18 protein-coding genes are annotated in these 25,705 nt (G+C 68.1%); 3 read left to right on the forward strand and 15 right to left on the reverse strand.

The genetic code is table 11. The features are described from left to right. Positions 1-5: 5 nt before the first annotated feature. The 3 genes from DOM66_RS10230 to DOM66_RS10240 all read right to left on the reverse strand — a co-directional run bounded on the left by DOM66_RS10230 (position 6) and on the right by DOM66_RS10240 (position 5,318). Complete coding sequence (locus DOM66_RS10230; protein ID WP_110690052.1) at positions 6-1,265, reverse strand: putative DNA modification/repair radical SAM protein; 1,260 nt, start codon at positions 1,263-1,265, stop codon at positions 6-8. 145 nt (positions 1,266-1,410) lie between these two features. Next, entirely contained in the window at positions 1,411-3,414 is a 2,004-nt protein-coding gene (locus DOM66_RS10235) for a RecQ family ATP-dependent DNA helicase (protein ID WP_110690053.1), read from the reverse strand. 149 nt (positions 3,415-3,563) lie between these two features. Continuing rightward, positions 3,564-5,318, reverse strand: coding sequence for an MFS transporter (locus DOM66_RS10240; RefSeq protein ID WP_110690054.1), 1,755 nt, complete (start codon positions 5,316-5,318; stop codon positions 3,564-3,566). A gap of 200 nt (positions 5,319-5,518) precedes the next feature. Here DOM66_RS10240 and DOM66_RS10245 point away from each other — a divergent pair, with 200 nt between their 5' ends. Next, positions 5,519-6,700 carry an AAA family ATPase gene (locus DOM66_RS10245; protein WP_110690055.1) on the forward strand — a complete coding sequence of 394 codons (1,182 nt, stop codon included), beginning with the start codon at positions 5,519-5,521 and terminating at the stop codon, positions 6,698-6,700. Between the two features lie 40 nt (positions 6,701-6,740). Here the strand turns inward: DOM66_RS10245 and DOM66_RS10250 are convergent, their stop codons facing one another. The 7 genes from DOM66_RS10250 to DOM66_RS10280 all read right to left on the reverse strand — a co-directional run bounded on the left by DOM66_RS10250 (position 6,741) and on the right by DOM66_RS10280 (position 17,801). After that, positions 6,741-8,066: a lysine N(6)-hydroxylase/L-ornithine N(5)-oxygenase family protein gene (locus tag DOM66_RS10250; protein WP_110690056.1), complete on the reverse strand. Its 1,326-nt coding sequence runs from the start codon at positions 8,064-8,066 to the stop codon at positions 6,741-6,743. Next, positions 8,059-9,891 (reverse strand): IucA/IucC family protein, encoded by a 1,833-nt coding sequence (locus DOM66_RS10255; RefSeq protein WP_223161951.1) that lies wholly within the window; start codon positions 9,889-9,891, stop codon positions 8,059-8,061. The genes DOM66_RS10250 and DOM66_RS10255 overlap by 8 nt, the downstream gene beginning before the upstream one ends. A gap of 17 nt (positions 9,892-9,908) precedes the next feature. After that, a complete protein-coding gene (locus DOM66_RS10260; protein WP_110690058.1) occupies positions 9,909-10,877 on the reverse strand; it encodes a GNAT family N-acetyltransferase in 969 nt (322 codons plus the stop codon). After that, positions 10,874-12,790 carry an IucA/IucC family protein gene (locus tag DOM66_RS10265; RefSeq protein ID WP_110690059.1) on the reverse strand — a complete coding sequence of 639 codons (1,917 nt, stop codon included), beginning with the start codon at positions 12,788-12,790 and terminating at the stop codon, positions 10,874-10,876. Before DOM66_RS10265 ends, DOM66_RS10260 begins: the two co-directional genes overlap by 4 nt. Before the next feature lie 152 nt (positions 12,791-12,942). Beyond that, positions 12,943-14,298 carry an MFS transporter gene (locus DOM66_RS10270; RefSeq protein ID WP_110690060.1) on the reverse strand — a complete coding sequence of 452 codons (1,356 nt, stop codon included), beginning with the start codon at positions 14,296-14,298 and terminating at the stop codon, positions 12,943-12,945. A gap of 209 nt (positions 14,299-14,507) precedes the next feature. Next, positions 14,508-16,619, reverse strand: a complete 2,112-nt coding sequence (locus DOM66_RS10275; protein ID WP_110678391.1) for a TonB-dependent receptor — start codon at positions 16,617-16,619, stop codon at positions 14,508-14,510. A gap of 414 nt (positions 16,620-17,033) precedes the next feature. Next, positions 17,034-17,801, reverse strand: a complete 768-nt coding sequence (locus tag DOM66_RS10280; protein ID WP_110690061.1) for an ATP-binding cassette domain-containing protein — start codon at positions 17,799-17,801, stop codon at positions 17,034-17,036. 219 nt (positions 17,802-18,020) lie between these two features. Between DOM66_RS10280 and DOM66_RS10285 the strand changes: the two genes are divergently transcribed. Next, positions 18,021-19,313 (forward strand): hypothetical protein, encoded by a 1,293-nt coding sequence (locus DOM66_RS10285; protein WP_188115169.1) that lies wholly within the window; start codon positions 18,021-18,023, stop codon positions 19,311-19,313. 16 nt (positions 19,314-19,329) lie between these two features. Beyond that, entirely contained in the window at positions 19,330-19,770 is a 441-nt protein-coding gene (locus DOM66_RS10290) for a GNAT family N-acetyltransferase (RefSeq protein WP_110690062.1), read from the forward strand. Positions 19,771-19,804: 34 nt separating this feature from the next. Here the strand turns inward: DOM66_RS10290 and DOM66_RS10295 are convergent, their stop codons facing one another. From DOM66_RS10295 to DOM66_RS10315, 5 genes are all read right to left on the reverse strand, one after another. Beyond that, entirely contained in the window at positions 19,805-21,913 is a 2,109-nt protein-coding gene (locus DOM66_RS10295) for a TonB-dependent siderophore receptor (protein WP_110690063.1), read from the reverse strand. Positions 21,914-22,058: 145 nt separating this feature from the next. After that, a complete protein-coding gene (locus DOM66_RS10300; protein WP_110690064.1) occupies positions 22,059-23,147 on the reverse strand; it encodes a helix-turn-helix domain-containing protein in 1,089 nt (362 codons plus the stop codon). Between the two features lie 122 nt (positions 23,148-23,269). After that, positions 23,270-24,166: a lipid A hydroxylase LpxO gene (gene lpxO / locus DOM66_RS10305; protein ID WP_110678400.1), complete on the reverse strand. Its 897-nt coding sequence runs from the start codon at positions 24,164-24,166 to the stop codon at positions 23,270-23,272. 99 nt (positions 24,167-24,265) lie between these two features. After that, positions 24,266-25,009, reverse strand: coding sequence for a 4'-phosphopantetheinyl transferase family protein (locus DOM66_RS10310; RefSeq protein WP_188115170.1), 744 nt, complete (start codon positions 25,007-25,009; stop codon positions 24,266-24,268). A 51-nt stretch (positions 25,010-25,060) separates the two neighbouring features. After that, the gene (locus tag DOM66_RS10315; RefSeq protein WP_245392409.1) at positions 25,061-25,669 is read right to left on the reverse strand and encodes a hypothetical protein; all 609 of its coding nucleotides are present in this window, start codon (positions 25,667-25,669) and stop codon (positions 25,061-25,063) included. Between the last annotated feature and the right edge of the window lie 36 nt (positions 25,670-25,705).

Here is a 25,705-nt window from a genome sequence, read left to right on the forward strand (position 1 = left end):
CGGGCTCACCACAGTGCCATCTGCGCCGGCTGCGGCGCGGTCAGCTGCTGGCGCAGGCGGGCGCTGTCGCGCTGGCCGTCGGCGGGGCGGTAGTCTTGGGTCACCACGAAGGGGCGCAGGATCTCTATCCGGCAGCGCAGCGCGATCAGATCCTGAAAGCGGATTCGCCGGTGGCGGCGCAGCTCGACCAGCCGCTGCACGCTCCTCAGGCCGATCCCCGGCACACGGGCGATCAGCGCCGGCTCGGCGCGGTTGAGATCGAGCGGGAAGGTGTCGCGATGGGTCAGCGCCCAGGCCAGCTTGGGGTCGATGTCGAGTGCCAGATTGCCCGGCTTGCCGAGCAGCTCCGCGGCGGCGAAGCCGTAGCCGCGGATCAGGAAGTCGGCCTGGTAGAGCCGATGCTCGCGCAGCAGCGGCGGGGCAGCCTGGGGCAGCCCGGCGGGGCGTTCGGGGATCGGGCTGAAGGCCGAGTAGTAGACGCGCTTGAGCCGGAAGCGCTGATAGAGCTGTTCGGCGGACTGCAGGATGGTGCGGTCATCGGTGGTATCGGCGCCGACGATCATCTGCGTGCTCTGGCCTCCCGGGGCGTAGCGTGGCGCCATGCGCTTGGGGTTGTCGCTGCGCGGCGGGTGCTTGGCCTCCTGCGTGGCCGCGTCGTTGGCGGCATCGATGCCCTGGCGGATCTGGCCCATCGCCGAGTGGATGGTGCCCAGCTGCTTCTCCGGCGCCAGGGTCTTGAGGCTCGTCAGCGTCGGCAGTTCGATATTGGCGCTGAGACGGTCGGCGTAGCGCCCGGCCTCCTCCAATAGCCTGGGGTCGGCCTCGGGAATCGCCTTGAGATGGATATAGCCGCGGAACTGGTGGGTCTCGCGCAGCAGCCTGGCCACCTGGATCAGCTGCTCCATGGTGTAGTCGCTGGAGCGGATGATGCCCGAGCTCAGGAACAGCCCGCTGATGGTATTGCGGCGGTAGAACGAGAGCGTGAGCCGCACCACCTCTTCCGGCGTGAAGCGGGCGCGCGGGATATTGCTCGAACGGCGATTGATGCAGTACTGGCAGTCGTAGAGACAGAAGTTGGTCAGCAGCACCTTTAGTAGCGAGACGCAGCGGCCATCCGGAGTGAAGCTGTGACAGATGCCCATGCCGCTGGAGGCACCCAGCCCGGCCTTGCCGCGGGAGCTGCGATTGGGCGCGCCGCTGCTGGCGCAGGAGGCGTCGTACTTGGCGGCATCGGCCAGGATGGAGAGTTTGTCGATCAGCTCCATGGCGCACCTCGAGCAGGGAGAGACGGCAGCTCCGGCCCCTGGCCGACCCTGGCAGGGCGGTCCGGGCCGAAAGCGCGTGGCTCGAGGTACTGTACTCAAAAACAGTGGTTTTGCATACAGTATTCGGGTGGGCGTCGACGCCCGATCAGTTCGGTGTCTCGCCGGCGGCCAGCAGCGCCTGACAGCGATCACGAATCTCGCCGTAGGGGTAGGCCTCGAAGCGTGCGAACCCCGGTAGCTGGCGCGCCTTGAGCGGGGTGAACAGCGGCATCGCCAGCCCGCACAGAAAGTGCGCCAGGCGCTGGGGCCCGGGCGGCTCGCCAAGGGTATCGCGGTGGCGGGCGATGAACGGTGCCAGCGCCTGCTGCAGCGTCTGTACATCGGGTTCGGGCAGTGGCGGGGCCGGCGGCAGGCTGGCGACCTGGCCGTGGCATACCGAGCAATTGCCGCAGCCGGACGAGCCCGCCGGTGGGGCCTCGCCGAAGTAGGCGGCAAGGCGCCAGGTCAGGCAGGTGGTGGACTCGAACAGGTCGAGCATGGCGTGCAGCCGTGCGATCTCGCTCGCCTCCCGCGCCTGGTACTCGGCCAGCAGGGTGTCGCTCAGGCCGTCGATGTCGAACTCGGGCGTCAGCACCTCGTAGACATCGGTCATGCGCTTGGCTTCCAGCACCACCCAGCCCTTCTCCTGGAAGTACTCCAGCGCTGTGATCACCCGCCCCCGGGAGGCGTCGAGCCCGGCGGCCGCCCCGGCCTGATAGAGGCGCTCGAAATCCACCGTGCCCCAGGTGCGTGCCATCGGCACGTTGTCGACGATCAGCTGCACGAAGTCGGCGCGCTCGCCTTCGAAGCGTGCCACCAGCGTCTCTGCAGGCTCGACGTAGCGCAGCCGGTACTCGGCCAGATAGGCGTAGCGCGGCGCGATGACGCCGTGCATCTCCAGGCGCACCAGCAGCGTCTTCAGCGGCAGCAAGCGCACATTGCTGTCGCGCGAGAGGGTGTTGAGCAGCACCGGCCACTGGCGCTCCGGCCGGGCTCCGGCGGTGGCGATCTCATCGAGCACGTGACGAATGCCGGCGCGCTCCGGGGTATCGCCATAGACGAAGTTCTCCAGCACCCGCAGGCCGTCGCGGCCGGCCAGGGTGAGGCAGCGCGAAGGCTTGCCATCGCGCCCGGCGCGGCCGATCTCCTGACTGTAGTTCTCGATCGACTTGGGCAGGTCGTAGTGGACCACGTTGCGGATATCGCCCTTGTCGATGCCCATGCCGAAGGCGATGGTGGCTACGATGCAGGCGAGCTCGCCGTGCATGAAGCCCTGCTGGATGGCGTCGCGGGTCTCGCTGTCGAGTCCGGCATGGTAGGCCCGCGCGGCGATGCCTCGGGCGCTGAGATCGCGGGCGACCTGCTCGGCGCTGTGCTGCAGGGTGACATAGACGATGGTGGGCGCGGCCGCACCCGGCTGCTGCTGTGGGGCCAGCCAGGCGGCCAGGGCCTCCAGGCGCTCGGCGGCCGGCACCGGCTGCACCAGCAGTTCGAGATTGGGGCGATGGAAGCCGGTGGTGATCACGTCCTCGGCGGCGATGGCGAACTTGTCGCGCATATCGTCGATCACCGCCGGGGTCGCGGTGGCGGTGAGCAGCAGCGCCTGGGGAATGTCGAACTCGCGCTGGTAGTCGGGCAGCTTGAGGTAGTCCGGGCGGAAGTTGTGGCCCCACTCGGAGATGCAGTGGGCCTCGTCGATCACCAGTAGCGAGATCGCGATCTGGCGCAGGAAGTGGCGGAAGCGCTCGTTCTTGAGCCGCTCCACCGAGACCATCAGGATCTTGAGCTCGTTGCGCCGCGCCCGCTCCATGATCTCGCGCACGGTGTCGCGGTCCTGGGTGGAGTCGATACTGGCGGCGGCCACGCCGTGGCGCTGGAGAAAGCCGAGCTGGTCCTGCATCAGCGCCAGCAGCGGCGAGACCACCAGGGTGAGATGGGGCAGGTGCAGCGCGGGGAGCTGATAGCACAGCGACTTGCCGGCGCCGGTGGCGAAGATCGCCGCGGTCGAACGGCCGCCGATGACGCGTTCGATCACCGCGCCCTGGCCGCCGCGGAAATCGTCGAAACCGAAGACGCGCTGCAGGGTCTGACGGGCGGTCTCTTGGGTCATGTCGGACTCCCTGGGTTGGCCGGTGCAGCGCGGCCGGGCCCGGCGCTGCGGGGGCGCAGTATCGCATGCCCGGATGACGCTTGCAGGTCGCTGCCGAGTCGGCGGGGCGAACGGCCGGCGCGATGGAAAGCGCCGGCGCGCCCGCTGAGCTATCGAGTCGGGATATCGCGCCGTGGCCAGGGGGCGCTGGTGGCGTCGGCCGCGGTGGCCGGCTCATCCGGCGGTTCGGTCTGGTTCGGGGTCAGGGTCGCGTTGGCGTGGCGCGAGGAGCGGTAGCTGACGCCGTGACGCGCCCGCGGCGGCTCGTTGCCGGCATGCAGTGCGGTGACCCGTTCGATGATCGCGCGGTCGCCCAGGGTCATGCGGTCGAGCATGCGCAGATGCTGCAGCCAGTTGGGTACCAGGAACACCTCCTGCCACAGGTCGCGGTCGACGATATCGCGGTAGAGCGACCAGCGCTTGGCGCCGTTGCGCAGGCGCAGCTTGCGCAACGGCCGCACCGCACGGGCGAAGTCGCGTAGATGCTCGGCGTCGATACGGTACTCGATGGTGACCATGACCGAGCCGCGGGCCGGGTCGAACTCGAAGTCCGGGCGCTCGGTGTGCACCTCCGGCGCCTCGATCAGGCCGCTGGCGTCGAGGTCCGGCAGCCGCGAAGGCAGGAACAGCAGCGCCGAGAGCAGCAGCAGTGCGCCGGCCAGCAGCAGTGCCATATGCACCCCGACTCCCTCGGTCAGCTGGCCCCACAGCAGCGAGCCCAGGGTCAGCCCGGCGTAGAGCGCGGTCTGGTAGAGCGCCAGCGCGCGCGCCTTGACCCAGTCCGGCACCAGCACCTGCACCGCCGAGTTGTAGGAAGCGACCGCAGCGATCCAGCAGCCCCCGCCGATCACCAGCGCCGGGAACAGCAGCCACAGCCTGTCGACCCCGCCGAGCATCAGCATCACGCCGCCCAGCAGCATGGCGGCGACGCTGATCAGGCGACTGCTGCCGAACCGCTGACGCGCCCGGTTGACCAGGGTGCTGCCGGCGATCGCGCCGATCCCCAGCCCGCCCAGCATGTAGCCGTAGAGCGAGGCGCTGCCACTGGGGTGCTGATGCGCCAGCAGCGGCAGCAGCGCCCAGATGGCGCTGGCTGAGATGCCGAAGATGAAGGCACGCAGCATCACCAGCCGGGTGACGCTGGAGTACTGCACGAAGTGCATGGCCGCCTTGACCCCCTCCCACAGCCGCTCCGGCGGCAGCGACTTGGGCAGCACCGCGCGTTTCCAGCGCCACAGCGCGGCGAGCAGGCCGCAGAAGCAGAGCACGTTGAGCAGGAAGATCCACGCCGGCCCCACCGCTGCCAGCAGCAGACCGCCGATGGCCGGGCCGATGGCACGGGCGGCGTTGTAGTTGACGCTGTTGAGCAGTACCGCGCTGGAGACCAGATTGCGCGGCACCTGCTCGTTGACCGCCGCCTGCCACGCCGGGGTGGTGATCGCCGCACCGATCGACACGCACAGGATCGAGGCGAGCAGCAGGGTCGGCGAGAGCAGGCCGAGAAAGGCGATCAGGGTGATGAAGGCGCCGCCCAGCAGCTCGATGGTCAACCCGAACAGCATCACCTTGCGGCGGTCGTAGTTGTCCGCGATCACCCCGGTGACGATCGACATCAGCACCAGCGGCAGCGCCGCTGCCACCTGGATCATCGCCACCAGCAGCGCGCCGCCGGCGCTGGAGGTGACCACCCAGGCCGCCGCCACCGACTGCGCCCACACCCCCAGGTTGGCGAACAGGTTGGCGATCCAGATCATGCGGAAGGCGGGGACGCCGAGCGGCGCGAAGGTGCTCACGTCCGCCGGGCGCGGCGGCGTCTGATCGGGTTCGAGGGTCAGATCGCTTTGACGGGAAACGGGTTGCAGCATGGCGGGCTCGCTGTCGGCAGGCGAATCGGAAAGCCAGGGTTCAGTGGCTAAACATTAGCATCCTGTGTAGCTCCCCCCGCGTCCAGCGCGATCTTCGCCTGCGTGCGTCAATGACGGGAGGCGCTGTCGCATCGGGCGTCGATGATAAGGTGTGGGCTGACACGGCAGATCTCGGCGTCCGTCAGGGAGTTCTCTCGACCATGATCAACACCTTCGCGGTGTCTCACTATCGCAGCCTGAGGCAGATCGTCTCGCCGCTCACTGAACTCAACGTGGTCACCGGCCCCAACGGCAGCGGCAAGTCCAATCTCTACAAGTCGCTGCGGCTGCTGGCCGACACCGCGCGGGGCAACCTGATCGCCTCGCTTGCCCAGGAGGGCGGGCTCGACCACACCTTCTGGGCCGGACCGGACACCCTGACCCGCGGCATGCGCGAAGGCAGCGTCCCCATCCAGGGTGGTCCGCGCCGACGCAGCCCGCGGCTGCGGCTGGGCTTCGTGGGCGAGACCTTCGGCTACGCCATTTCGCTGGGCATGCCGTCGCCGCAGGGGTTCGCCAGCTACCAGGAGCCCTCCCTGTTCCAGCTCGATCCCGAGATCAAGCGGGAGTGCATCTGGGCGGGTGAGGTCTATCGGCCCAGCAACTGTCTGGTCGATCGCCAAGGGTCGACGGTCAAGGTACGCCAAGGGCGTCAGTGGCGGGTGTACGACGCCCATCTCGATCCGCGTGACAGCATCCTGAGCGAAATCAGCGACCCGGTCGCCGTGCCCGAGGTACACGCCGTGCGCCAGGCGGTTCGTGGCTGGCGCTTCTACGACCAGTTCCGCAGCGATGCACACGCCCCCGTTCGCACGCCGCAGATCGGCACCCGCACCCCGGTACTGGATCATGACGGTCATGGGTTGGTGGCCGCACTGCGCACCATCCACGAGATCGGCGACCGGCAGGCACTGCATGCGGCGATCGAGGATGCCTTCCCCGGGGCCAGGCTCGGCGTCGAGGCCGATGGTGGCAATCGCTTCCTGCTGCGGTTCCAGCAGGAGGGCCTGCTGCGACCGCTGAACCAGGCGGAGCTGTCGGATGGCACGCTGCGCTATCTGCTGCTGGTGGCGGCGCTGCTGACGCCCCGGCCGCCATCGCTGATGGTACTGAACGAGCCGGAGACCAGCCTGCATCCCGATCTGCTGCCCGCCCTGGGGCGGCTGATCGTGCGTGCCTCCCGCGAGACGCAGGTGTGGGTGGTCTCCCACGCCCCGCGCCTGGTCGCGGCGCTGGAGCGCGATGCCCAGTGCAACGCCATCGCCCTGGAGAAGACGCTGGGGGAGAGCGTGATCGTCGATCAGGGCATGCTCGACGCACCGCCATGGCAGTGGGCGGATTGAGGCCCAGGGCCTGGCGGTGCGCCTGGCCGGAGGCGACGGATCAGATCGCCTGCGCCCAGCGCTGCTCGACCACGTCGCTATGGGCCGCCAGCGGATGCCAGGCCACAGGGCCGTCGCTGTCGGCGAGGTCGAACACTTCCCGCCCGGCGACATGGTTGAGGATGGTCGCCGAGCGCCACGCCATCAGCGACAGCTGCGGCTCGGCGATGCCGTGGCTGTGGCGCCCGGCGTTGACCGCATAGAGCCGGTGGGCGGCGGGGCCATCCCAGGCCACCTCGAAGTGGGGGCCGAGTACCAGCTCGCCATGGGCATCACGTGGCAGACGCTCGGCCAGCGGCGCCAGGCACGCCGGTAGCTGCGAGGAGAAGCCGGTGGCGAAGATCACCACATCGGCGTCGAAGCGCTCGCGCTCGCCGCCCAGGCCGTGCTCGGTGGTCAGGCTCAGCCCGGTGCCCTGGCGCTTCAGCGCCACCGCGCTGCGGTGCGGCAGCAGGCGCGCCCAGCGCGGCTCGCCGAGCACGTCGAAGCGGTGATAGAGCTCGCGGTAGAGGGTCTGCAGGGCGGCGGGCGTGATGCCATCGCTGGCCAGCTTCTGGGCCGCCACCTCGCGCTCGCGCACCGCCCGCGACAGGCCGTGGAAGGCGCTGGTGTAGCCGGGGGTGAAGTACTCGTTGGTGAACGCGGTCTCGTCGAGCGGCTCGAAGTTGCGCCGCCGCGAGATCCAGTCGAGCGAGCGCGGCTGGCCCCAGTGTCCACGCAGGGCATTCAGGAACACATCGGCGCCGCTCTGGCCGCCGCCCACCACCACCACGCGCAGGCCGGAGAAGTCGCGCCGGGCATGGGCGATCTCGGCCGCGTGCAGGCAGTGTGGGCCGCGCAGTGCGGTGGCGAACTCAGGCATCCACGGCGCCTTGCCGGTGCCCAGGCAGAGGTGGCGGGCGCGGTAGTCGCCGCTGTCGGTGCGCAGGCGGAAGCCGTGGGCGTCGAGCTCGATCTCGCGCACCCCCTGGCCCAGTGCCACGCTCTCCAGGCGCTCGCCGACCCAGCGCAGGTAGTCGGAGAACTCGGCGCGGCTGACGCTGCCCAGCTCGGCATTGAGGAAGCGATAGAAGCGCCGGTGGCTGACCAGATAGTTGAGGAAGGAGTGGCGGCTGTCCGGCGCTACCGCAGTGACCAGATCCTTGAGGAAGCCGGTCTGCAGATGGGTATCGGGCAGCATCAGGCCGGGGTGCCAGGAGAGCGCCTGGCGCCGCTCGAAGAAGCGGGTGGCGAGTTGCGGCAGGCGCGAGTCCGCCAGCGCGGCGATGCTCAGGTTGAATGGACCAGCGCCCACGCCGGCCAGATCGAGAGTAGAGCGTTCAGACATCGGACACCTCCGGTGATGTGATGACCTCGGCGCGTGACGCGGCTTGGCGCACGCCGTGCAGAGGGTTGGCCACATGCAGATCCATCTCCGCCAGCATGCGCTCGCTGGCATTGTCGGTGGCGTGCAGGAACTTGGCACGATTGAGCGTCAGGCGCAGGATGCGCGGCGCGAACAGATCGAAGCGGGCGAAACGCTCGGCCAGCGCCGGGTGGCGTTCCCGGTAGGCGGCGAGGACGTCGCCGCAGAGCTGGTAGAAGCGCGTCTCATCCACCCCGCAGGCGGCGGCCAGCGGCGCGATGAAGCGCAGCGTGGTGACGAAGTGGCCGGTCTGCAGATCGTGGATCAGCTTCTCCGGCGGCAGCCGCACGGTGACCGCGGTGAGGTTCTCCGGCAGGTCGCTGGCCTCGGGGAAGTCCTCGTCGACCAGGCGCAGATCGCCCTGGAAATCCTTGAGCGCCAGGCGCTGGGGCCAGCCGTCACGCAGGATCAGGGTGAGATTCTGGCCGTGGGCGATCAGCGAGACGCCGTAGCGGCACATCAGGTGCCACATCGGCACCACGGTGACCTCGAACAGCCGTGTGAGCCAGCGCTCCGCGGCGGCCGGCGACTCGACCCCGGCCGCGGCCAGATAGGCGGCGAGCCAGGGCCGGCCCTGCTCGTCGCACTGCATCAGTTCGGCCATCAGCAGCGCCTGCTCGCTCGCCCCCAGGCGCGGCGCCAGTGCCTCGCGCCAGATCACCCCGAACAGCTCGGCGTAGCGGTAGGGGGCCTGGGCCAGGCGTGCGTACTGGGCGTGGGGCAGCACCGCGCCAGCGGGTTCGGCGAGGATCTCCAGCCCCGCGCGGGCGAACTCCGGGTCCTCCTCGGCGCGGCGCTTGAGCCACGCCGAGGCCGCCGGGCCGGCGAGCAGATAGCGCCCGGGAATGCCGCGATAGCAGGAGGTGTTCATGATCGTCAGCGGCAGCTTGATGTCGTGGCTGGCGCGCCGGCTGACGTTGGTCAGGGTGCGCAGCGACTGCTGCGGCGCGTAGCGGTCGCCGAACTCGCCCAGATAGTGCAGCCGGCCGTGGGCGATGTCGCCGGCGTGCAGCGGCGCCAGCCAGCGCTGCCACTGCCACGGGTGCACCGGCATCAGACGGTAGTCGGCGGGGGCGTCGACGCGCTCGGCCAGCGCCTGGTGCAGCCGCCCCAGCTCGATCTCGCAGAGCGCCGAGCGCAACAGTTCCGGGGTGTCGATGGCGCTGCCGCCGCACTCCAGCGCCTGGGCGGCGACCGCCACCCAGCCCAGCTGGAAGCTCTGGCCATGCTCCGGGGCGTAGCGCGCCAGCGCCTCCAGCCCCCAGCCGCGGCGCCCCTTGTTGAACAGGAACTTGGGATGGCCGTCGAGCAGCCGCTGGCGCTGCGGCTCGGGCAGCCGAATGGCGGCATCGGCGCTGAGACCGCGGCGCGCCTCGCGCAGCTGGCAGTCGGCGCGCAGGGTGGCGAACAGATCCTCCAGGTGCTCGGCGACCTGGCTATCCTGCATGCCCAACGGCGTGGCCAGCGCGAGCAGGAAGTCGGCCGCCTCCAGGCTCGCCCCGGGGGGCGGGCTCAGGCTCTCGGGGTCGACCTGAGGCTGGCCCCAGAGATTGGTTCGCGCGCTGAAGTGCCAGCTGCCGTGCTCGTCGAGGGCGAGGCGGTAGCCGCTGGCATCGTCGCCCTGCGGCTCGAGAATGCGCTCGTAGCTCAGCTCGCCGATCATCTTGGCGATCAGCGCACGGTTGGCCGCGCCCCAGTGGGGTGCCAGGCAGGTATCCAGCGCGGCCATCCCCGGCGTTGTGTGCATCGCAGCCTCTCTCCCCATCACAGAATCTCCCCGAAGAAGCGCTCGCGCTGGCCCATCACCAGGCTCGAGCGTTTGTGCGGGAAGTCGAAGTCGCGCAGACGCTCGAGCCCGAGGCGCCCCAGGTGGCGGAAGAGCCGGCGATTGTCGTGGCGCGGTTCCAGCACCAGCCGGGTGGTGCGCGGCTCGGAGAGGTAGGCGTAGTGGCTGAGCCCACCGAGCCAGGCATCGACGAACTGCGGCCCGCGCACGTCCTCCTCACCCACCAGCAGATGAATGCCGCGATCGAAGGGCGCCCAGGGGTAGTAGGGGGCGAGGCGATCCTCGGCGGCCCAGTAGAGCTCGAAGTAGCCGAACGCACGGCCATCGAACTCGCCGATCAGCGGCAGCGTGTGCGGATCGGCCAGGCGCTGATCGATGAACTCGGCCAGCTCCGCCTCGGGCCACGCCTGCTCCCAGAACTCGGCCACCCGCGGCAGGTGCATCCAGCGCACGAAGCGTTCGAGGTCGCGCTCGCGCTCGATCACCCGCAGGCCGAAGGTCTGGCCCAACTGCGGCATGTCTCGCCGGTAGACGTCGCCGCTCGGTTTGGTCGGGCGCCGGGGATGGCCCAGCTCGGCCTCGAAGGGCGTCTCCGCCGGGGTGGTCGGGGCGTGGCCCAGCCAGTGCCAAGGCTGCTGATAGAAGACCGGGCGCAGCACCCGGGGGCCGCCCAGGGTGGCGATGAGCGTCGGCCAGTCCGGGTGGCCCTGCCAGTCCGCGTCTTCGAGCACCAGTAGCGCCAGCGTCGGGTGACGGGCGAAGGCGGCGTCGAGGGTGGCGATCAGTGCCCCTGGTGCGCTGTTGTCGCCGCCGCGATTCAGGCGCGCGGCGCGGTCGGCGAGAAACGTGAGCGAGGGGGCGCCAGCGCTCGTCCGTTCAGGGCTCGTCTCGGCATTATCCGTATGGCCGAGCGGGGTATCGAGGGTGCCTTCCAGGGTGGCGTTCATGCGAGAGCTCCGGTGAGTCGGGTGGCGTTCGGCGTCGCGGCCAGCGGCGCCAGAGAGTCGGCGAGGGGCTGGGTCAGCGGATTGCGCAGCGGCAGGTAGAGGCGGGCAGGGTTGCCCAGGGTCGCCTCGTTGACGCCGCTCAGGTAACAGAAGAAGTTGCCCTTGACCTCCAGTTCGGGGGCATTCAAGGCGTGCTCCAGGCAGTCGAGATCGCCGTCGAGGCGCTCGCGCAGACCTTCGAGATGGGCGCGCAGGTCGGCCAGCAGCAGCGCTTCCTCGGCCAGGCCGTCGGCGGCCAGGGCGCTGGTGACGGCGAAGGTGGAGTTGATCAGCAGGTAGTAGAGGAAGTAGCGCCGCAGGGTGTCGCGGGACCAATGATTCTCCGGCGCCTCGGCCAGCTGCGGATGGCGGGCGAGGAAGTGATCGCTCACACCGCTGCCCTGGCAGTCGCGGTAGTCCATGCCCACCGGCCAGCCCTGGTCGAGGTGCAGCACGATGTTCTGCTGATGCGCCAGCAGCACGATGCCCTCTTCCACCACCAGCCCGAACAGCGGTGTGAGCACGCGCTCGCAGTAGGCGGCGAACCAGCCACGGGCAGCCTCTGCCAGCGGCTGACCACGCTGGGCGGCGGCCGCGCGGACCCGGGCGGCGAGCAGCGATTCGCCCTCCGCCGCCAGCGGCTGCTGGGTCAGGGTGGCGAGCACCACCGCCTCGGCCCCGGGCTCGCGCTGCAGCGGGTTCTCGCGCAGCAGCACCAGGCTGGCGGCATCCACCTGGCCCTCGACGTCGCGCCAGCCGAGCCAGGCCGGCTCCTGCATCACGTTGAAGCCGGGGAAGCGCTGGGCGATATCGAGATCGCGCATCCACTCATCCAGGCGCAGCCCGCGGGTGACCTCCTTGACGCTGAGCAGACGCAGCGAATTGGTCAGGCGCGCCGAGAGCGAGCCCTTGACCATCCAGGGCGCGCCGCTGGCGTAGAGCGAACGGTGTGACGAGGTGGGGTACCACTCGGCCTGGCTCTCGCCCAGCCAGACCAGCTCACCTGTGGCCTCGAGCGCCTGGACGCTGGGCTGCGCGCGCAGATGCCGGGCCTGCCACGGATGCATGGGCAGGGCGGCGAAGGCCTGCCCGGTGGCGCTTACCGGCAGCCGCGCGGCGAGCTCGGCGGGCAGTAGCTCGGCGGCCAGCTCGGCGGCGCCGCGCTCGCGGCTGGAGTCCTCGACCAGACGCTCGGGGGCGACTGCCCACCAGGCGAGACCGACCCGGGCGCGGTGCTCGGGGCAGTAGCGCTGCGCCTCCTGGGCGGTGAAGGGGGCGCGGGATTTGGGCGCAGGGTGGAAGGCGTGGCCAGCGAGCAGGCCCTGCTCGGCGGCGACGAAATCGAGCGGGCCCTGCTGCAGCCGGGTCAGATCGTCCCGGGCGTCGAGGCTCTCCTGGGTATTGGTGCGGCTCTCCAGGACCCGTTCGCGGAAGCGCGCCAGGGAGTCGGCATCGAGTTCGCCGACCAGTGCCGGCGTCGCCAGGACCCGATCCAGGGCGCTGGCGAAGTCGAGCGCCTGGGGCTCGCCCTGGTGGAGCGTTTCGCTCTGGGGCAGAGGCGCTTCATGGGGCACCCCATAGGACGTCTCATGGGCCACATAGGACGTCTCATGGGCCACATAGGACGTCTCATCTGGCACATGGTACGTCTCATCGGGCAAATAGTACGTCGGCCAGGCGAAGCGGCACTCGCCGCTGGCGCTGCGGTGGCGCAGGTGCAGATGCAGCTCACCGTCGCTCAGCGGCAGCACCGCGCGCTCGCCGGCTGGATCGCTGACCAGCCGCCAGTGGGGGCATTCGCGCAGCAGCGCATTGAAGAAACAGCTTGCGGCGAGATCGACGGATGCCGTCGAGGGGAGCGCGGTAGCAGGCATGGGGTGACTCCTAATTGATAATGCTAAGGCAAATAAAAATCATTAATATTAAAAGGGTGTGTCGATGGTGCCTCATCGCGTGATATTCCAGGGTTATGAGGTGAGTGGCGGTGAATTCATGTGAGTGGGGCCCCGGGTGAACGCGGCGGGGATCAGGAGTGGCCGCCGTGCCGGGCGATGGCGGCGCATTCGCCGGTTCGTCTGCGGCGGCGCGTCAGCGGTATCAGCAGCAGCAGCGCGGTGGCGGCGGCCAGTGCCAGGGTCAGCAATCGGCCGGGCTCGACCAGGCTCACGCAGAGGGCTGCCAGGCCGTAGCCCAGGGTATGCGCCATGCTCAGCAAGCCGGCGCTGGTGCCCTGGGCCTGATGGCGGGTGGCCGCTTCGGTATAGCCGGGGACGGCGAGGGCGGCGCCGGTACTCGCGAGCACGACCCCGAGGGCGAACAGCACTCCCAAGCCAAGGTCGAGGCCGGGGGCGAAGACCAAGGTCGCGGTGCCGGCGAGCAGGGCGTAGCCCAGTGCCAGCCCCATGGCGCCGAGCCCCAGCAGCGCCCGGCTCTCCAGGCGGCGTGCGCGGACCACTCCGAGCTGGGTGGCGAGTGCCCCCACCGCGCCCAGCGAGAGCAGCACACCCATCCAGTGGCCGGCGCGGGTGGCATCGATCGCCAGTGCCTGCTGCAGCGAGGCCGGCAGACCCAGCTGCATCAGCGAGACCGACATCGCCAGCAGCAGCGCCATGGCCAGATAGGCCAGGTTGCTGCGGGGTGGCAGCCGGCGCCCGAGGCCTGGCCGTGCCTGCGCAGCAGCGCCCGCGGCGCCATTCCGCGTGTCGCTATCGATGGCGCGGTGATCGAGTGCGTTCTTATCGATAGCGCCGTTGTCGATAGCGCGGTTGTCGAGAGCGTCGCCCTCGAGAGCACCCGTATCGCGGGTTGGCTGCGGCACCCCGGGCAGCAGCACCAGCGCCAGCAGCCCGGCTACCAGCATCAACGCGAAGGGCGCATAGACCGACAGGCTCAGGCTGGCGGCGGCGAGCAGCGGGCCGAGCAGGCGGCCGCTGCTGAGGCCGGCACTGACCGCGGCCAGTGCCGCCAGTCGCTCGCCGCCCGGATGCAGCGCCAGCGCCCACTGCTGGCAGGCCGGCACCATCCCCGATACCGTCAGGCCATAGAGCACCCGGGCCACGGCCAGCAGCACCAGCATCGTCATTGGCGCCACTAGCCCCGCCACCGAGGCCCACAGCGCGGCCGCGATCAGCGCGAAGCTGAGCAGATAGCCCAGCAGCGCCTGCACTACCACCGGCCGCGCGCCGCGGCGGTCGGCGACGCCGCCCCAGAAGGGGCTGCCGACGAGAAACAGCATCGACCCGAGCAGGATCAACCCCGCCCACTGCGACAGCGGCATCCCGAAGTGTGCCACCAGCACCGGCAGCATCACCAGCAGGCCGTTCTGACCCAGGCCCAGCAGGGCAGCGCAGGCGCTGAGGCGCCATAGGGGAGGTAGAGACATGCCGCGCTCGCTTAAAAATGAGAATAAGAATTATTATTATATTGGAGGTGGGTGTCAATGCGAGATACGCGTCGGTGTGTATGCAAAGTGTACGCTGGGGAAAGGCAGGCGAAGACGATGGGCGAAAGCGGCGGGCGAGAAAGGGAAGTGACGCCCACCAGGCAGGTGGGCGTCGGCTCGATGGGATACGAGCTCAGTACGGGAGCGGCTCAGTACTGGTGTGACCAGGTCAGGCTGTAGGTGCGGCCACGGCCCTGGAAGTCGTAGAGGTACTCAGGGCCGTAGTAGGGCGAGTAGAACATGGTCGCGCGCTGCCCCCACACCGTGGAGTACTGCTTGTCGGTGAGGTTCTCCACCCCCAGGCTGAGCTTGCCGAAGCCGGTCTGTTGGCTCAGCAGCAGGTCGAAGGTGGTGTAGCCGTCGATCTCGCGGTCGTTGTCGTCCTCGAGGTCGAAGGCGTGGTTGGCCTGCAGGCGTACCGAGCGCTCGAAGTCCGACCAACCGACGAAGGCGGTCGCCGAGGAGAGCGAGGCGTAGCGGGCATCGCGCTTCTTCCAGTCGCCGTCGGCGTCCTTCTGCTCGGAGCGCACCAGGTTCAAGGTGCTGCCGGCCTCGAAGCCGTTGTCGAAGTAACGGGTCACGGCGCCTTCCAGGCCGTAGTCGCGCTTCTTCTCGTCGACCACTTCGACGCTCAGATCCTCGGCGTTCTCCACTGCCTTGTCGGACCAGGCGTAGTAGACCGCCGCCTGGGTGGTCCAGCCGCCGCCCTGGTAGCGCCAGCCGAGTTCGACCTGGTCGGTCTTGATCGCGCTGAGCGGGTTGGCCGAGACGCTGACATCGGGGCTCTTGCCGTAGTACTTGGCCGGGTCGGGCAGCTCGAAGCCCTGGCTGTAACGCAACCAGTTCTGATGGCCGTTGCCATAGTCGTAGAGCGCGCTGGCGTTGACCAGGGTGGCATCGTAGTGGTTGCTGCCACCGGGGACGTTCTTGAAGTCATCGACGTCGACGTTCATGCGCTGCTGGCGGGCACCCGCCGAGAGCTTGAGCCCGCGGGTCGCCTGCCAGTCGGCCTGGGCGAAGGCGGCCACGGTGTCGACCCGGTAGCTGGGGTAGCGATCCTCGGAGCGCGCCTCGCGCTGGGTCAGCGCGCCGCTGGCGTTGGTGACGTCACGGTCGAAGAAGATCTGGTCGGCATCGAACTTCTCGCGGCTCAGGTCGACCCCATAGGTGAGACCGACGCTATCGCTCAGCTGGGCGTCGAACAGCCCCTTGATGCCGCTCAGCTTGGTGTTCTGCTGCGAGGCGCGGAACTCGTAGTAGTCCGGGTTGCGCCAGTTCGGTGAGGGGTAGGGGAAGGCGTTGAACTTGGCCTCCTCCTCGCGATGGAACGCCTGCAGATAGAAGTCCTGACCGAGCAGATCGCTGTGGTGATACTGCACGTTGATCATCTTGCGATCGGTGGCCGGATTGCGGTCCGAGCTGTAGCCGTCGCGGATCTCGGCGTCGTCGAGGTTGGGCGAGGCATCGTTCAGATGGGGGAAGTAGACCCCGCGGTGCCCCTCGTAGCCGGATCGGTAGAGTTGGGCGCCGATGCTCAGCGACTGCTCCTGGGTGAGCACGATGTTGAGGTTGCCCATCAGATCGATGCTGCGGTTGTCCTGCAGGTCGGTCTGGGTGATGTCGGTGAAGATCTCGTCGCCGCTGCCGTCGAAGTGGCGGCCGTTGTCGCGGTAGGCGACCCCCAGATAGCCCTGGACGTGCTCGTTGCCGCCGCTGACCGACTGATCGAGATGGTAGTCGAGGTCATCGTCGTCGTTGAGCCCGCTGGTCACGCCCGCCTGGGTGCGCAGGGTGGGTTCGCCCGCCTTGCCCTTGCGAGTGATGATATTGATGATGCCGCCGGTGGCGCCGCCGCCGTAGAGACTGTTGGCCCCGGAGATCACCTCGACGTGGTCGATGTTGAACGGGTCGATGGCGTCGAACTGGCGCGACAGCCCGCGGGAGCTGTTCATCGAGACGCCGTCGATCAGCACCTGCACGTTACGCCCGCGCATGTTCTGGCCATAGTTGGTGCGCCCCTGCGGAGCCAGATCGAGCCCCGGCACCAACTTGCCCAGGGCGGTCTTGAGATCCGCGCCGGTGTCCAGCTGCTGCTGCAGCTCTTCGTGCTCGACCACCCATACCGTTCCGGGGATCTGGCTGATCTGGGTCGGGGTTCGTGAACCCACCACCACCATGGTGTCGTTGGATTCCTGGGCCTGCAGCGGCAGTGCCGACGCGCCGGCGACGACCGCGAGGCCAAGCGTCATTGTCTTCTTCATGCTGTTCCCTTGCCGGTAACCAAACGTTATCGCTTGTGTCGATTCGAGCTCCGGATGCTAGCACTGATCTAAAATAAAATGATAGTGATTCGTATTTGTGATTTGGTGACGGGGTGCATCCCATGAAACCGCGGTGCGTCGAGAGGGTGAGATCGTGTGACGAGGGAGCGAATGAGGCCAGCGGGAAACCCCGAGGCGCTGTTTTTTCAGCCCCCAGGGGTATGGGAGGAAGAGCGCGGAGTTCGCGTTTTGTAACAGCGGCGGCCGACGCTGGCAGGGTATCGCCTCGCTATCGTTTCCCGGGGGCGAGCACGGCTGATCGCACTGCTCGGGCCGGGGTTGTCAGCCAGGCAGTGCTTCTTGCAGAGAGAGATTTTCAGATAGGGTTTTTCAGACAGGTTTTTTCAGAACTGCCTAGGGCAGCACCGCGATAGGACACTCATCCCCCGGATGCGGCATGACCCGCATCGGGATACCGTAGATCGCTTCCAGGGTGGCGTCGCACATCAGCGTGCCCGGCTCGCCCTCGGCGAGCAGCCGGCCGCTGTGCAGGGCGACCAGATGGTCGCAGTAGCGCGCCGCCATGTTGACGTCGTGGAGCACGATCACCACCCCCAGGCCCAGCTCGCGGCAGAGCTTGCGCACCAGCGCCAGTACCTCGACCTGATGGGCGATATCCAGCGCCGCTAGCGGTTCGTCGAGCAGCAGATAGCGGCTGCCCTGGGCCAGCAGCATGGCCAGCCAGACGCGCTGGCGCTCGCCGCCGGAGAGGGTGTCGACCAGGCGGTCGGCGAAGGCTTCGGTATGGGTCAGCGCGATGGCGCGTTCGATCTGCTGCTGGTCGTGGGCGTTGAGCCGGCCCAGCAGGCCGTGCCAGGGGTAGCGCCCGAAGCCGATCAGCTCGCGGCAGGTGAGGTTCTCCGCGCTGGGCAGGTGCTGGGGCAGATAGGCGACATGGCGGGCGAACTCACGCGGCTTCCAGTGGGTCAGCGGGCGGCCATCCAGGGCGATGTTTCCGCGGCTCACCGGCTGCTGCTGGGCGAGCAGCTTGAGCAGGGTCGACTTGCCGGAGCCGTTGTGGCCGATCAGACCGTAGATGCGCCCTTCGCCGAAGGTAAAATCGATCGGGGAGAGCAGCTCGCGGCCCGCGATTTCGAAGCTCGCAGCCTGGAGTTCGAACATGCCGGAACGACCTCGCAACGCAGGGGATGGGCGTGACAAGATGCAATCCTAATTCAAATACGAACGCTTATCAAAAAGATCGCGCGGCGGCTAGCGTCAGCCCGCTAGCGTCAGCCCGCTAGCGTCAGGTCATTAGCGTCAGATCATTCGCGTCAGGTTATTAGCGTCAGGTTATTAGCGTCAGGTCATGGGCGTCGGCCGAGAACCGGGAGAAAAGAGATGCGCTGGATCCTCAAGAGTGCGCTGATCGCGCTGCTGTTCGCTGCGGGGATCGTGCTGGTGGCCTCGCCCCAGGCGTTTGACCAGCGGCTGGTATCGCTGGAGGCGCAGCGGGCGCTGCCCGACCAGGCGAAGATGCTGGCCCAGGAGTCGCCGGCGCTCAACGCGGTGTTCCTGGCCATGGCCGACGACCCCACGCTATGGATGAGCGCGCGGCTGGCGATCCTGCACTACGGCGATGCGGCGCGGGATGTCCTGGTCGACTACGGCCTCGATCCGGCATTCCAGCAGGTGCTCGCCCTTTATGGCGCCGACAGCGTACTGCCGGTGATCTACTACCGTGAGCACGATATCGCCACGCTGCGCCTGCAGCACTGGCTGGGCGAGCGCTACCGTCAGGTGAGTCACCGTCTCACCCAGTGGTGGGGTGAAGAGGGCGCGGGGGACGATACCCAGGTGGATACCAGCCACCAGAACAGCGCGCGAGTCGAGGCCCAGGGCGCTATTCAGGACGACACCCAGAACGATACTCAGGACAGCACCCCGAGCGACGAGCCTGCCGAGCTGACGCCGCTGATGCGCGGCCGCCTGGCCATCGCGGCGCTGGCGGTGGAGGGCCACGATCTACTGCGCGAGTTCGTGATCGGGCCAGACGGCGAGGTGACGCGGGTACAGAGCGAGCGCCTGGTCAGCGATATCGGTGATCTATTCACCAGCGGTGTGCGCGACCTCGAGCGTCAGTGGCGCCGCGGCGAGTCGATCGATGCCGTCGACGTCGGCTGGGCCGGGGTCGATCTGCTGGTGATGGCCAGCGCAGTCAAGGTGCTGCGGGCGGGGCGTGCACTGCGCGCCGGTGCGGCGGTGGAGGGGCAGGGGGCACGCGCCGCCTCTCGTGGCGTGCTGGCCGGCGGGCGCTTCGCCACGCTCTCGCGGGGGGCCAAGGTCGCCGCGGTGGCCGGCAGCGCCTATCTGGTGGTGCGCCACCCGAGCCTGATCAGCGCAGCCGGCGCCAGTGCCGCCCGCTGGCTGGGCTGGCCGGTGTGGCTGGGCCAGTTCGGCGTGTGGCTGCTGGTGCTCTGGCCGCTGCTGATCGTGGTGCGCTTCGTCTACCGCTGGGTGCTGGCGCCGCTGCTGTGGCTGCTGGTGCCGCTGTTGAAGATGACCTCGCGCACCCCGCGCTGGATGGCGCGCACGGGCTCGTCGCGACATGCTGGAAACGACGCCGCGTCTGATATCTCTGTCTCTGATACCACTGTCTCCAATACCACCGTCTCTAATACCACTGCCCGCTGACCAGGAGAGCATCACCATGTACGAGGAGGCCCGCGAGCCACAGGAGACACTGGTCTACGCCCCGCCCAGTGTCGAGACCTACATGGCGCTGCGTGCCGCCGCGGGCATGCACAGTCGCAGCGCCGCTGGCGCCGCCCGGGGGCTGCCTAACAGCCTGTTCGCGGTACAGATCCAACGGGCAGGTGAGACCATCGCCATGGGGCGGGTGGTGGGGGGTGGCGGTTGTTTCTATCAGATAGTGGATATCGCCGTGCATCCCAGGCATCAGGGGCGAGGGCTGGGCAAGCGCATCATGGGTGAGATTCGCGCCTTCATTCTGCGCGAGGCGCCGGACAATGCCTTCGTTAGCCTGCTGGCGGACGGCGAGGCCCATCGGCTCTATGCCCAGTTCGACTTCGTGCCCACCGCGCCGTATGCCATCGGCATGGCGTGGTATCCCAAGCCCGCCCCGGCCTGAGTGCAGCCGGGGCGAGGACGGCGTCAGACAGCGCCTAGAACCGGTAAGAGAGCGTGGCGGTCACATGGCGCTCGGCGCCGAAGTAGCAGTAGGTGAGCGAGTTGCACGAGGCGACGTAGGACTTGTCGAGCAGGTTGCCGACATTGAGCCGGGCCTCCACGCCGCTAAGGCCGATCTCGCTCAGGTCGTAGCCCAGGGTGGCATCGACCAGGGTGTAGTCGGGCAGGGTCTCGCTGTTCTGGCGGTCGGCATAGAGACCGCCGTAGTAGCGTGCGCCGACCCCGGCATCCAGCCCTGCCAGGGCGCCGTGCGCCACGTCATAGTGGGCCCACAGGCTGGCCTGATGGCGCGGCGCGTAGATGGCGTAGTTGCCGCTCTCCCCGGGGACGTCGCTCTCCTTGTAGGTGATACCGGTGTAGGCGTAGCCGGCCTGGAGGTAGAAGGCCTCCGAGAGCCAGGTGCGCGCCTCCAGCTCGACCCCCTTGGACTGGATCTCGCCCACCGAACGGTAGTCGTCATCGGGCTGCTCCTTGGTGGCGACGTTCTCCTGATTGATGCGGAACAGCGCCACGCTGTACTGATTGCGGCTGCCCGGCGGCTGATACTTGAGCCCGGTCTCCCACTGGCGGCCCTCCATCGGCTCGAGCAGGTCGCCGTCCTTGCCGCTGAAGCTCGTCGGGGTGAAGGCGGTGTTGTAGCTCAGGTAGGGGGCGAGGCCGTTGTCGAACCGGTAGAGCAGCCCGGCGCGCCCGCTGAACTGGGTATCGTCGAGGGTGCTGTTGCGGCCGCCGGCCAGGTGGTTGTCGTTCTCGACATCGACCCAGTCGTAGCGCCCGCCGAGGGTAAGGCGCCAGCCCCCGAGCGCCATCTGATCCTGCAGGTAGATGCCGGTCTGGTCGAGGTGATGGGTCTCATCGGCGTAGACGTTGCGTGCGCTGGTCAAGCCGCCGTCGCGACGCGGCGCGAACGGGTCGATGGGGGAGAAGCCGGCGCTCGTGTAGGTGACATCGTTCTTGCGCTTCTGATAGTCGATCCCCACCAGCACGGTGTGATCGATGAAGCCGTCGCTCAGCTTGGCCTCGACCTGGTTGTCCAGCGTCCACGCCTGCAGCGATTCCCGCGCCCCGTAGTAGCCGCGGCGTAGCTGGTTGGTGTCACCGACCCAGCCGAGCTGGGCCACCTGATCCATGCGCACGTCGGCATCGAGATAGCTGAGTTTCTGACGCGCGACCACGGCATCGCTGAAGCGGTGCTCCAGGCGGTAGCCGAACAGGCGCTGGTAGCGCTCGAACTTGTCGAAGTCGTCCTGCCCGTCGAAGAAGTCGTTGTCGATGTGCCGGCCATGGCGCCGGCTGACGGCCCCTTCATAGGGCACCCCCGAGTGGTAGCCGCCCTCCGGGTCCTTCTGCAGATAGGCCATCACGGTGAGCGTGGTGTCGTCGGTGGCATCCCAGGTGAGCGAGGGCATGATGGCGTAGCGTTCGTCCTCCACCGGGCCGAACTGGGTGTCGGCCTTGCTGCCCAGGCCGACCAGACGGTAGGCGACGCGACGGCTCTCGCCCAGGGGCCCGGAGAGATCGAAGGCGGCGCTGCGCCGGTCATGATCGCCGCTGCTGAACTGGAGTTCGTGGCGCGGGGTGAACAGCGGCTGCTTGCTGGTGAGGGCGACCAGCCCGCCGGGGGAGGAGCGCCCGTAGAGCACCGACGCCGGCCCCTTGACGATCTCCACGCTCTCCAGGAACCAGGGATCGATCACCATCGAGCTGTAGCCGTTGGTGTCCCCCATCAGCTTGAGCCCATCCAGGTAGACGTTGCTCAGGCTGCCATCCGAGAAGCCGCGCATCACCAGATAGTCATAGCGGTTGGAGGCCCCCACCTGATTGGTGTAGACCCCCGGGGTGTACTCGGCCGCTTCGCGCACGCTGCGCACATGGCGGATATCCATCTGCTTGCGGTCGATGGTGGAGACACTCTGCGGGGTTTCGATGAAGGGCGTTTCTGTCTTGGTCGCCGCCGAGGGGGCGGTGACGGTGACGGTACCGAGATTGGCGTTATCGCTGGGGACTGGGCTCTGGGCGGCGGCACTCAGCGGCAGCAGCGAGGCGCCCAGCAGGCAGAAGGTGAAGGGAGAGCAGTTGCGCATGGCCGGTATGAGGTTCCCTGTGATCGGATGTGTGTGGATGTAATCGAGAATTATTCCCGATTAGGCCGATCCATTGCCTATGCCGAATGCCACAAAAGCTATGCGTGCTGCCAGGACGCCCATGTCGATGCTCGCGTTTTGTCTTTCACTGTTCGCGCCTCACCTCCCTGGGCGCCACGCCGTGGAACTGGCGAAAGGCGGTGGCGAAGTTGGTCGCATGGCGATAGCCGGCGCAGCGCGCTGCCTCCTGCACCGGCAGGCCCTCCCGCAGCAGGCGATGGGCCAGACGCAGACGGAACTCGCGCAGCTGCGCGAACAGTGAGCGGCCATAGCGGCAGCGATACTTGCGGCGCAGGGCGCTGGGGCTCATGCAGGCGAGCCGGGCGAGGGCATCGAGGGAGTGCGCCCGCCCAGGATGGCGTTCGAGCTCTGCGTGTACCCGGGCCAGCAGCGCCCGGTCCCGTGCGCTCAGCGCATCGGCCGGCTCGACGGCGCCGTGCTCGACGCTATAGCCGCCCCCGCTTTGCTGCAGCGCCTGGCCCAGCATCTGCAGTGCCAGCCCCTGGGTCATCAGCTCGGTGCCGGGGGCTCCCGCTGGCCACTGCAGCGACTCTTCGAGACTCCGCAGCAGCGCATCGGAGAGGGAAAGCCTGCGGCAACCGTGACCCAGCGCCAGGCGCTCGAGCCAGGGTGAAAGAGGGGGAGATGCATGAGGCGAGCGATAAGATGCCTGTGCCTGCGGCGCTTTCAACAGGGTGAGGTTGATCGCCCGCACCCGGGGCTGGGCCACATGGCGGGCACTCAGCGGCGATGGCAGAAGGGCGTCGGGCACGGTGTAGTCAGGCAGGGTGTCGTCAGGCACGTCGTAGTCGAGCAGGGCGCTCTGGCCGGCGAGCAGCCGGCAGCGCTCACCACCCATCGCCAGCTCGGCTTCACCTTCGAGCACGACGATGATCGAGAGATGCGCCGGCGCGCCGGGCAGTGCGTGGCTCTCGTAGGTCTGGGCAATGCCGATATCGGAGCTGACCCACTGGCAGCCGGGCCAGGGCTGGGCTTCAGCGATCCGCCCCTCGACGACGCAGCGCGAGCCGCCGGGGCGGCCGGTCTCGAAGTCGGGGAAGCGGTGGGCAATATGGTAGCGCCGCTCGAAGTGGGCGAAATCATCCACGCTCAGGGCGCGGAGGGGTGCCACGTCAGCGGCGGGCGGGGTATCCGGGGTAGCGGAAGCGGACATCAAAGAGACCTGGCAACGAGCAGCGATGCAGTGGCGGAAGTGGCGTCACAGCAGTGCCGTCAACGCCCTGACGAGTAAACGATAATACGTTTCATTCGCTACTCGCTGCCAGTCTCTTCTTTCTACCAGGCGATGATCGCGATCACCACCAGCGCAAACAGCGCCCACTTGATGGCGTAGTAGAGCGTCTTGTTGCGCTTCTTCAGCGCCTTGCCCTGACGGCGTACCGCGTAGAGATACTTGAAGGCGCGGTTGAGGCCGCCGGTGCGGTCGTTGTCATCGTTGGGCGAGCTGGCGGCGGCCATCAGCGTGCGCCCGACGAAGCGGTTGAGACGCCGCGCCCAGCCATACTTCATCGGCCGTTCGATATCGCAGAACAGAATCAGACGATCCTGGTCCGAGCCGTTCTCCGCCCGGTGCAGGTAGGTTTCGTCGAACATCACCGCTTCACCGTCGCGCCAGCTGTACTTCTGGCCGTCGACATCGATATAGCAGCGGTCATCGTTGGGCGTCACCAGACCCAGGTGGTAGCGCAGCGAGCCGGCGTAGGGGTCGCGGTGCAGGGTCAGGTGGCTGCCGGCGGGCAGTTCGGCGAACATCGCCGCCTTGACGTTGGGAATGCCGGCGAGCAGCTCGGTGGTACGCGGGCAGAGCTGGCGCGCGGAGGGGTGGCTCTCGCCGTACCACTTGAGATAGAAGCGCTTCCAGCCGCGGCGGAAGAAGGAGTTGAAGCCGGCGTCGTCGTAGCGCGAGGAGGCCTTGATATGGTCCTGCAGGGCCATCGCCTCGTCACGAATCTCCTGCCAGTTGCCGGTCAGACGCTCTAGCTCCGGATAGTTGCCGAGATCGTGGTAGGGCTGGTCCTTGTCGCGGCCGAAGAGTGTCATCAGCGCATTGATCGGCGCCATGAAGGTCGAGTGATCGGAGACCTGACGCAGCGGCCGATGGCGCACCCGCCCCCGGTAGTGGGTATAGAGCACGCTGGCGATGAACAGCAGGATGAGAATCCACTTGATCATGGAGAGTCCGTTTCCATAGGGAGAGTGTGAGGGATGGGTGCCGGGTGCGAGTGTCGGAAGAATCGCAGTGGCCCGTCAGGGAAAAAACCGTTTGTCTGCTCACGATTGTCGCGGAATCGTGACCAGGGTCAAGTGATAGCCATCCACCCGTGCTACCTGGCCGGTGAGTCTACGCCCCGCCGGCCACTGCGGTGCCAGCGTCTTGCCCAGCTCCAGCGTGACCGCACCGGCAGCGGGCTGCCACTCGACCAGACGGGCATGGGGAAAGTAGAAACGCTGGCGCACCAGCGGATAGAGCGCCTTGAACAGGCTCTCCTTGAGCGAGAACACCTGGGTCACGAAGGCCGCCTGCTGCGCTGGCGGCAGGCTTGTTAGCCACTCGCGCTCGCTCTCCACCAGAATCTGCGGCGCCAGGCGCAGCGCCCGGGCCGGGTCGAGCTCGCCCTCGGCATCCAGGCCGATACCGGCAAGGCGTGAGCGCTCCGCCACCACGCTCGCCGCCAGCCCCTGGCTATGGGTGATCGACCCCACGCAGCCCGCGGGCCACAGCGGCAAGCGTTCGCTATCCGTCTGCGGCGTGGTGGGGGTGCCGGTGAGCGCACCCAGCGCCTGCCGCGCACACAGGCGCCCGGCCAGATACTCGGCGCGGCGTTTGGTGGCCGCACTGGCCAGACGCTCGGGCAGGGCGACCTGCCATGGTGAGAGATCCGCCGCGCTCAGCGCATCGACAGCGAAGTGGAGCCGGGCACAGTGCACCCCCGCGAGGGGCTGCGGCCAGGGCCAGGCGGTGCTTTCACCTTGGCAACCCGGCGGCAGCGTCTCGGATGAAACGCCCGTGCTCACGGGCGCATCGGCGCCCATCCCCGGGCTCATACCGGCATGCCCAGCCATGGATCAGCGGTCGACCAGCAGGGCATCGAGTTTGACCGGCACCTCGTCACCGATCTGCTGATAGCCCAGCAGCGAGAGGATCGTGCGCACGGTGCCGTTCTTCATCAGCTGCTTGCCATCCAGCGATACCGGCTCGGCGTTGCGCACCCGGACCCGATTCTCGGCCTCGCGGGTGAAGCGCACCGGCAGGCGCTCCTGGCGCTGCTCGCCGTTGGCATCGGTACGCAGCTTGAGCACCTCGACGGTGGACTGCCCCACGCGCAGCGAGTTGATGCGCTCCGGCGGCAGTTGGGTCACCACCGTGACCAGGGTGGAATTGGTCAGCGACGACATCCACGGCGGCAACTGGCCCAGCCGATCCAGCAGATCGGTCTGGTTGAGCCGCACCGGCAGGCGCAGCGTGCCATCTGCGCTGATTTCGCCCTCCATGCGCTTGAGCGCGTGCTGGTGCGGGATCCGCTGGCCGCTGCTGGTGATCTCGGTCACCTCTGCGGTGACCTGGGAGTGGCTCGGGTCCAGCTGCCACGCCGCCTGTGCCACACTGCCGAACGCCGAGGCGGCACCCAGCAGTAAGACGCCGGCGACGCGGCGTAAAAGCGTATTCGATGACATGGTGTCCTCCCTGGACAGAGACGAGCGGGGCAATGT

Source organism: Salinicola endophyticus, from assembly GCF_003206575.1.
GTDB lineage: Bacteria > Pseudomonadota > Gammaproteobacteria > Pseudomonadales > Halomonadaceae > Salinicola > Salinicola endophyticus.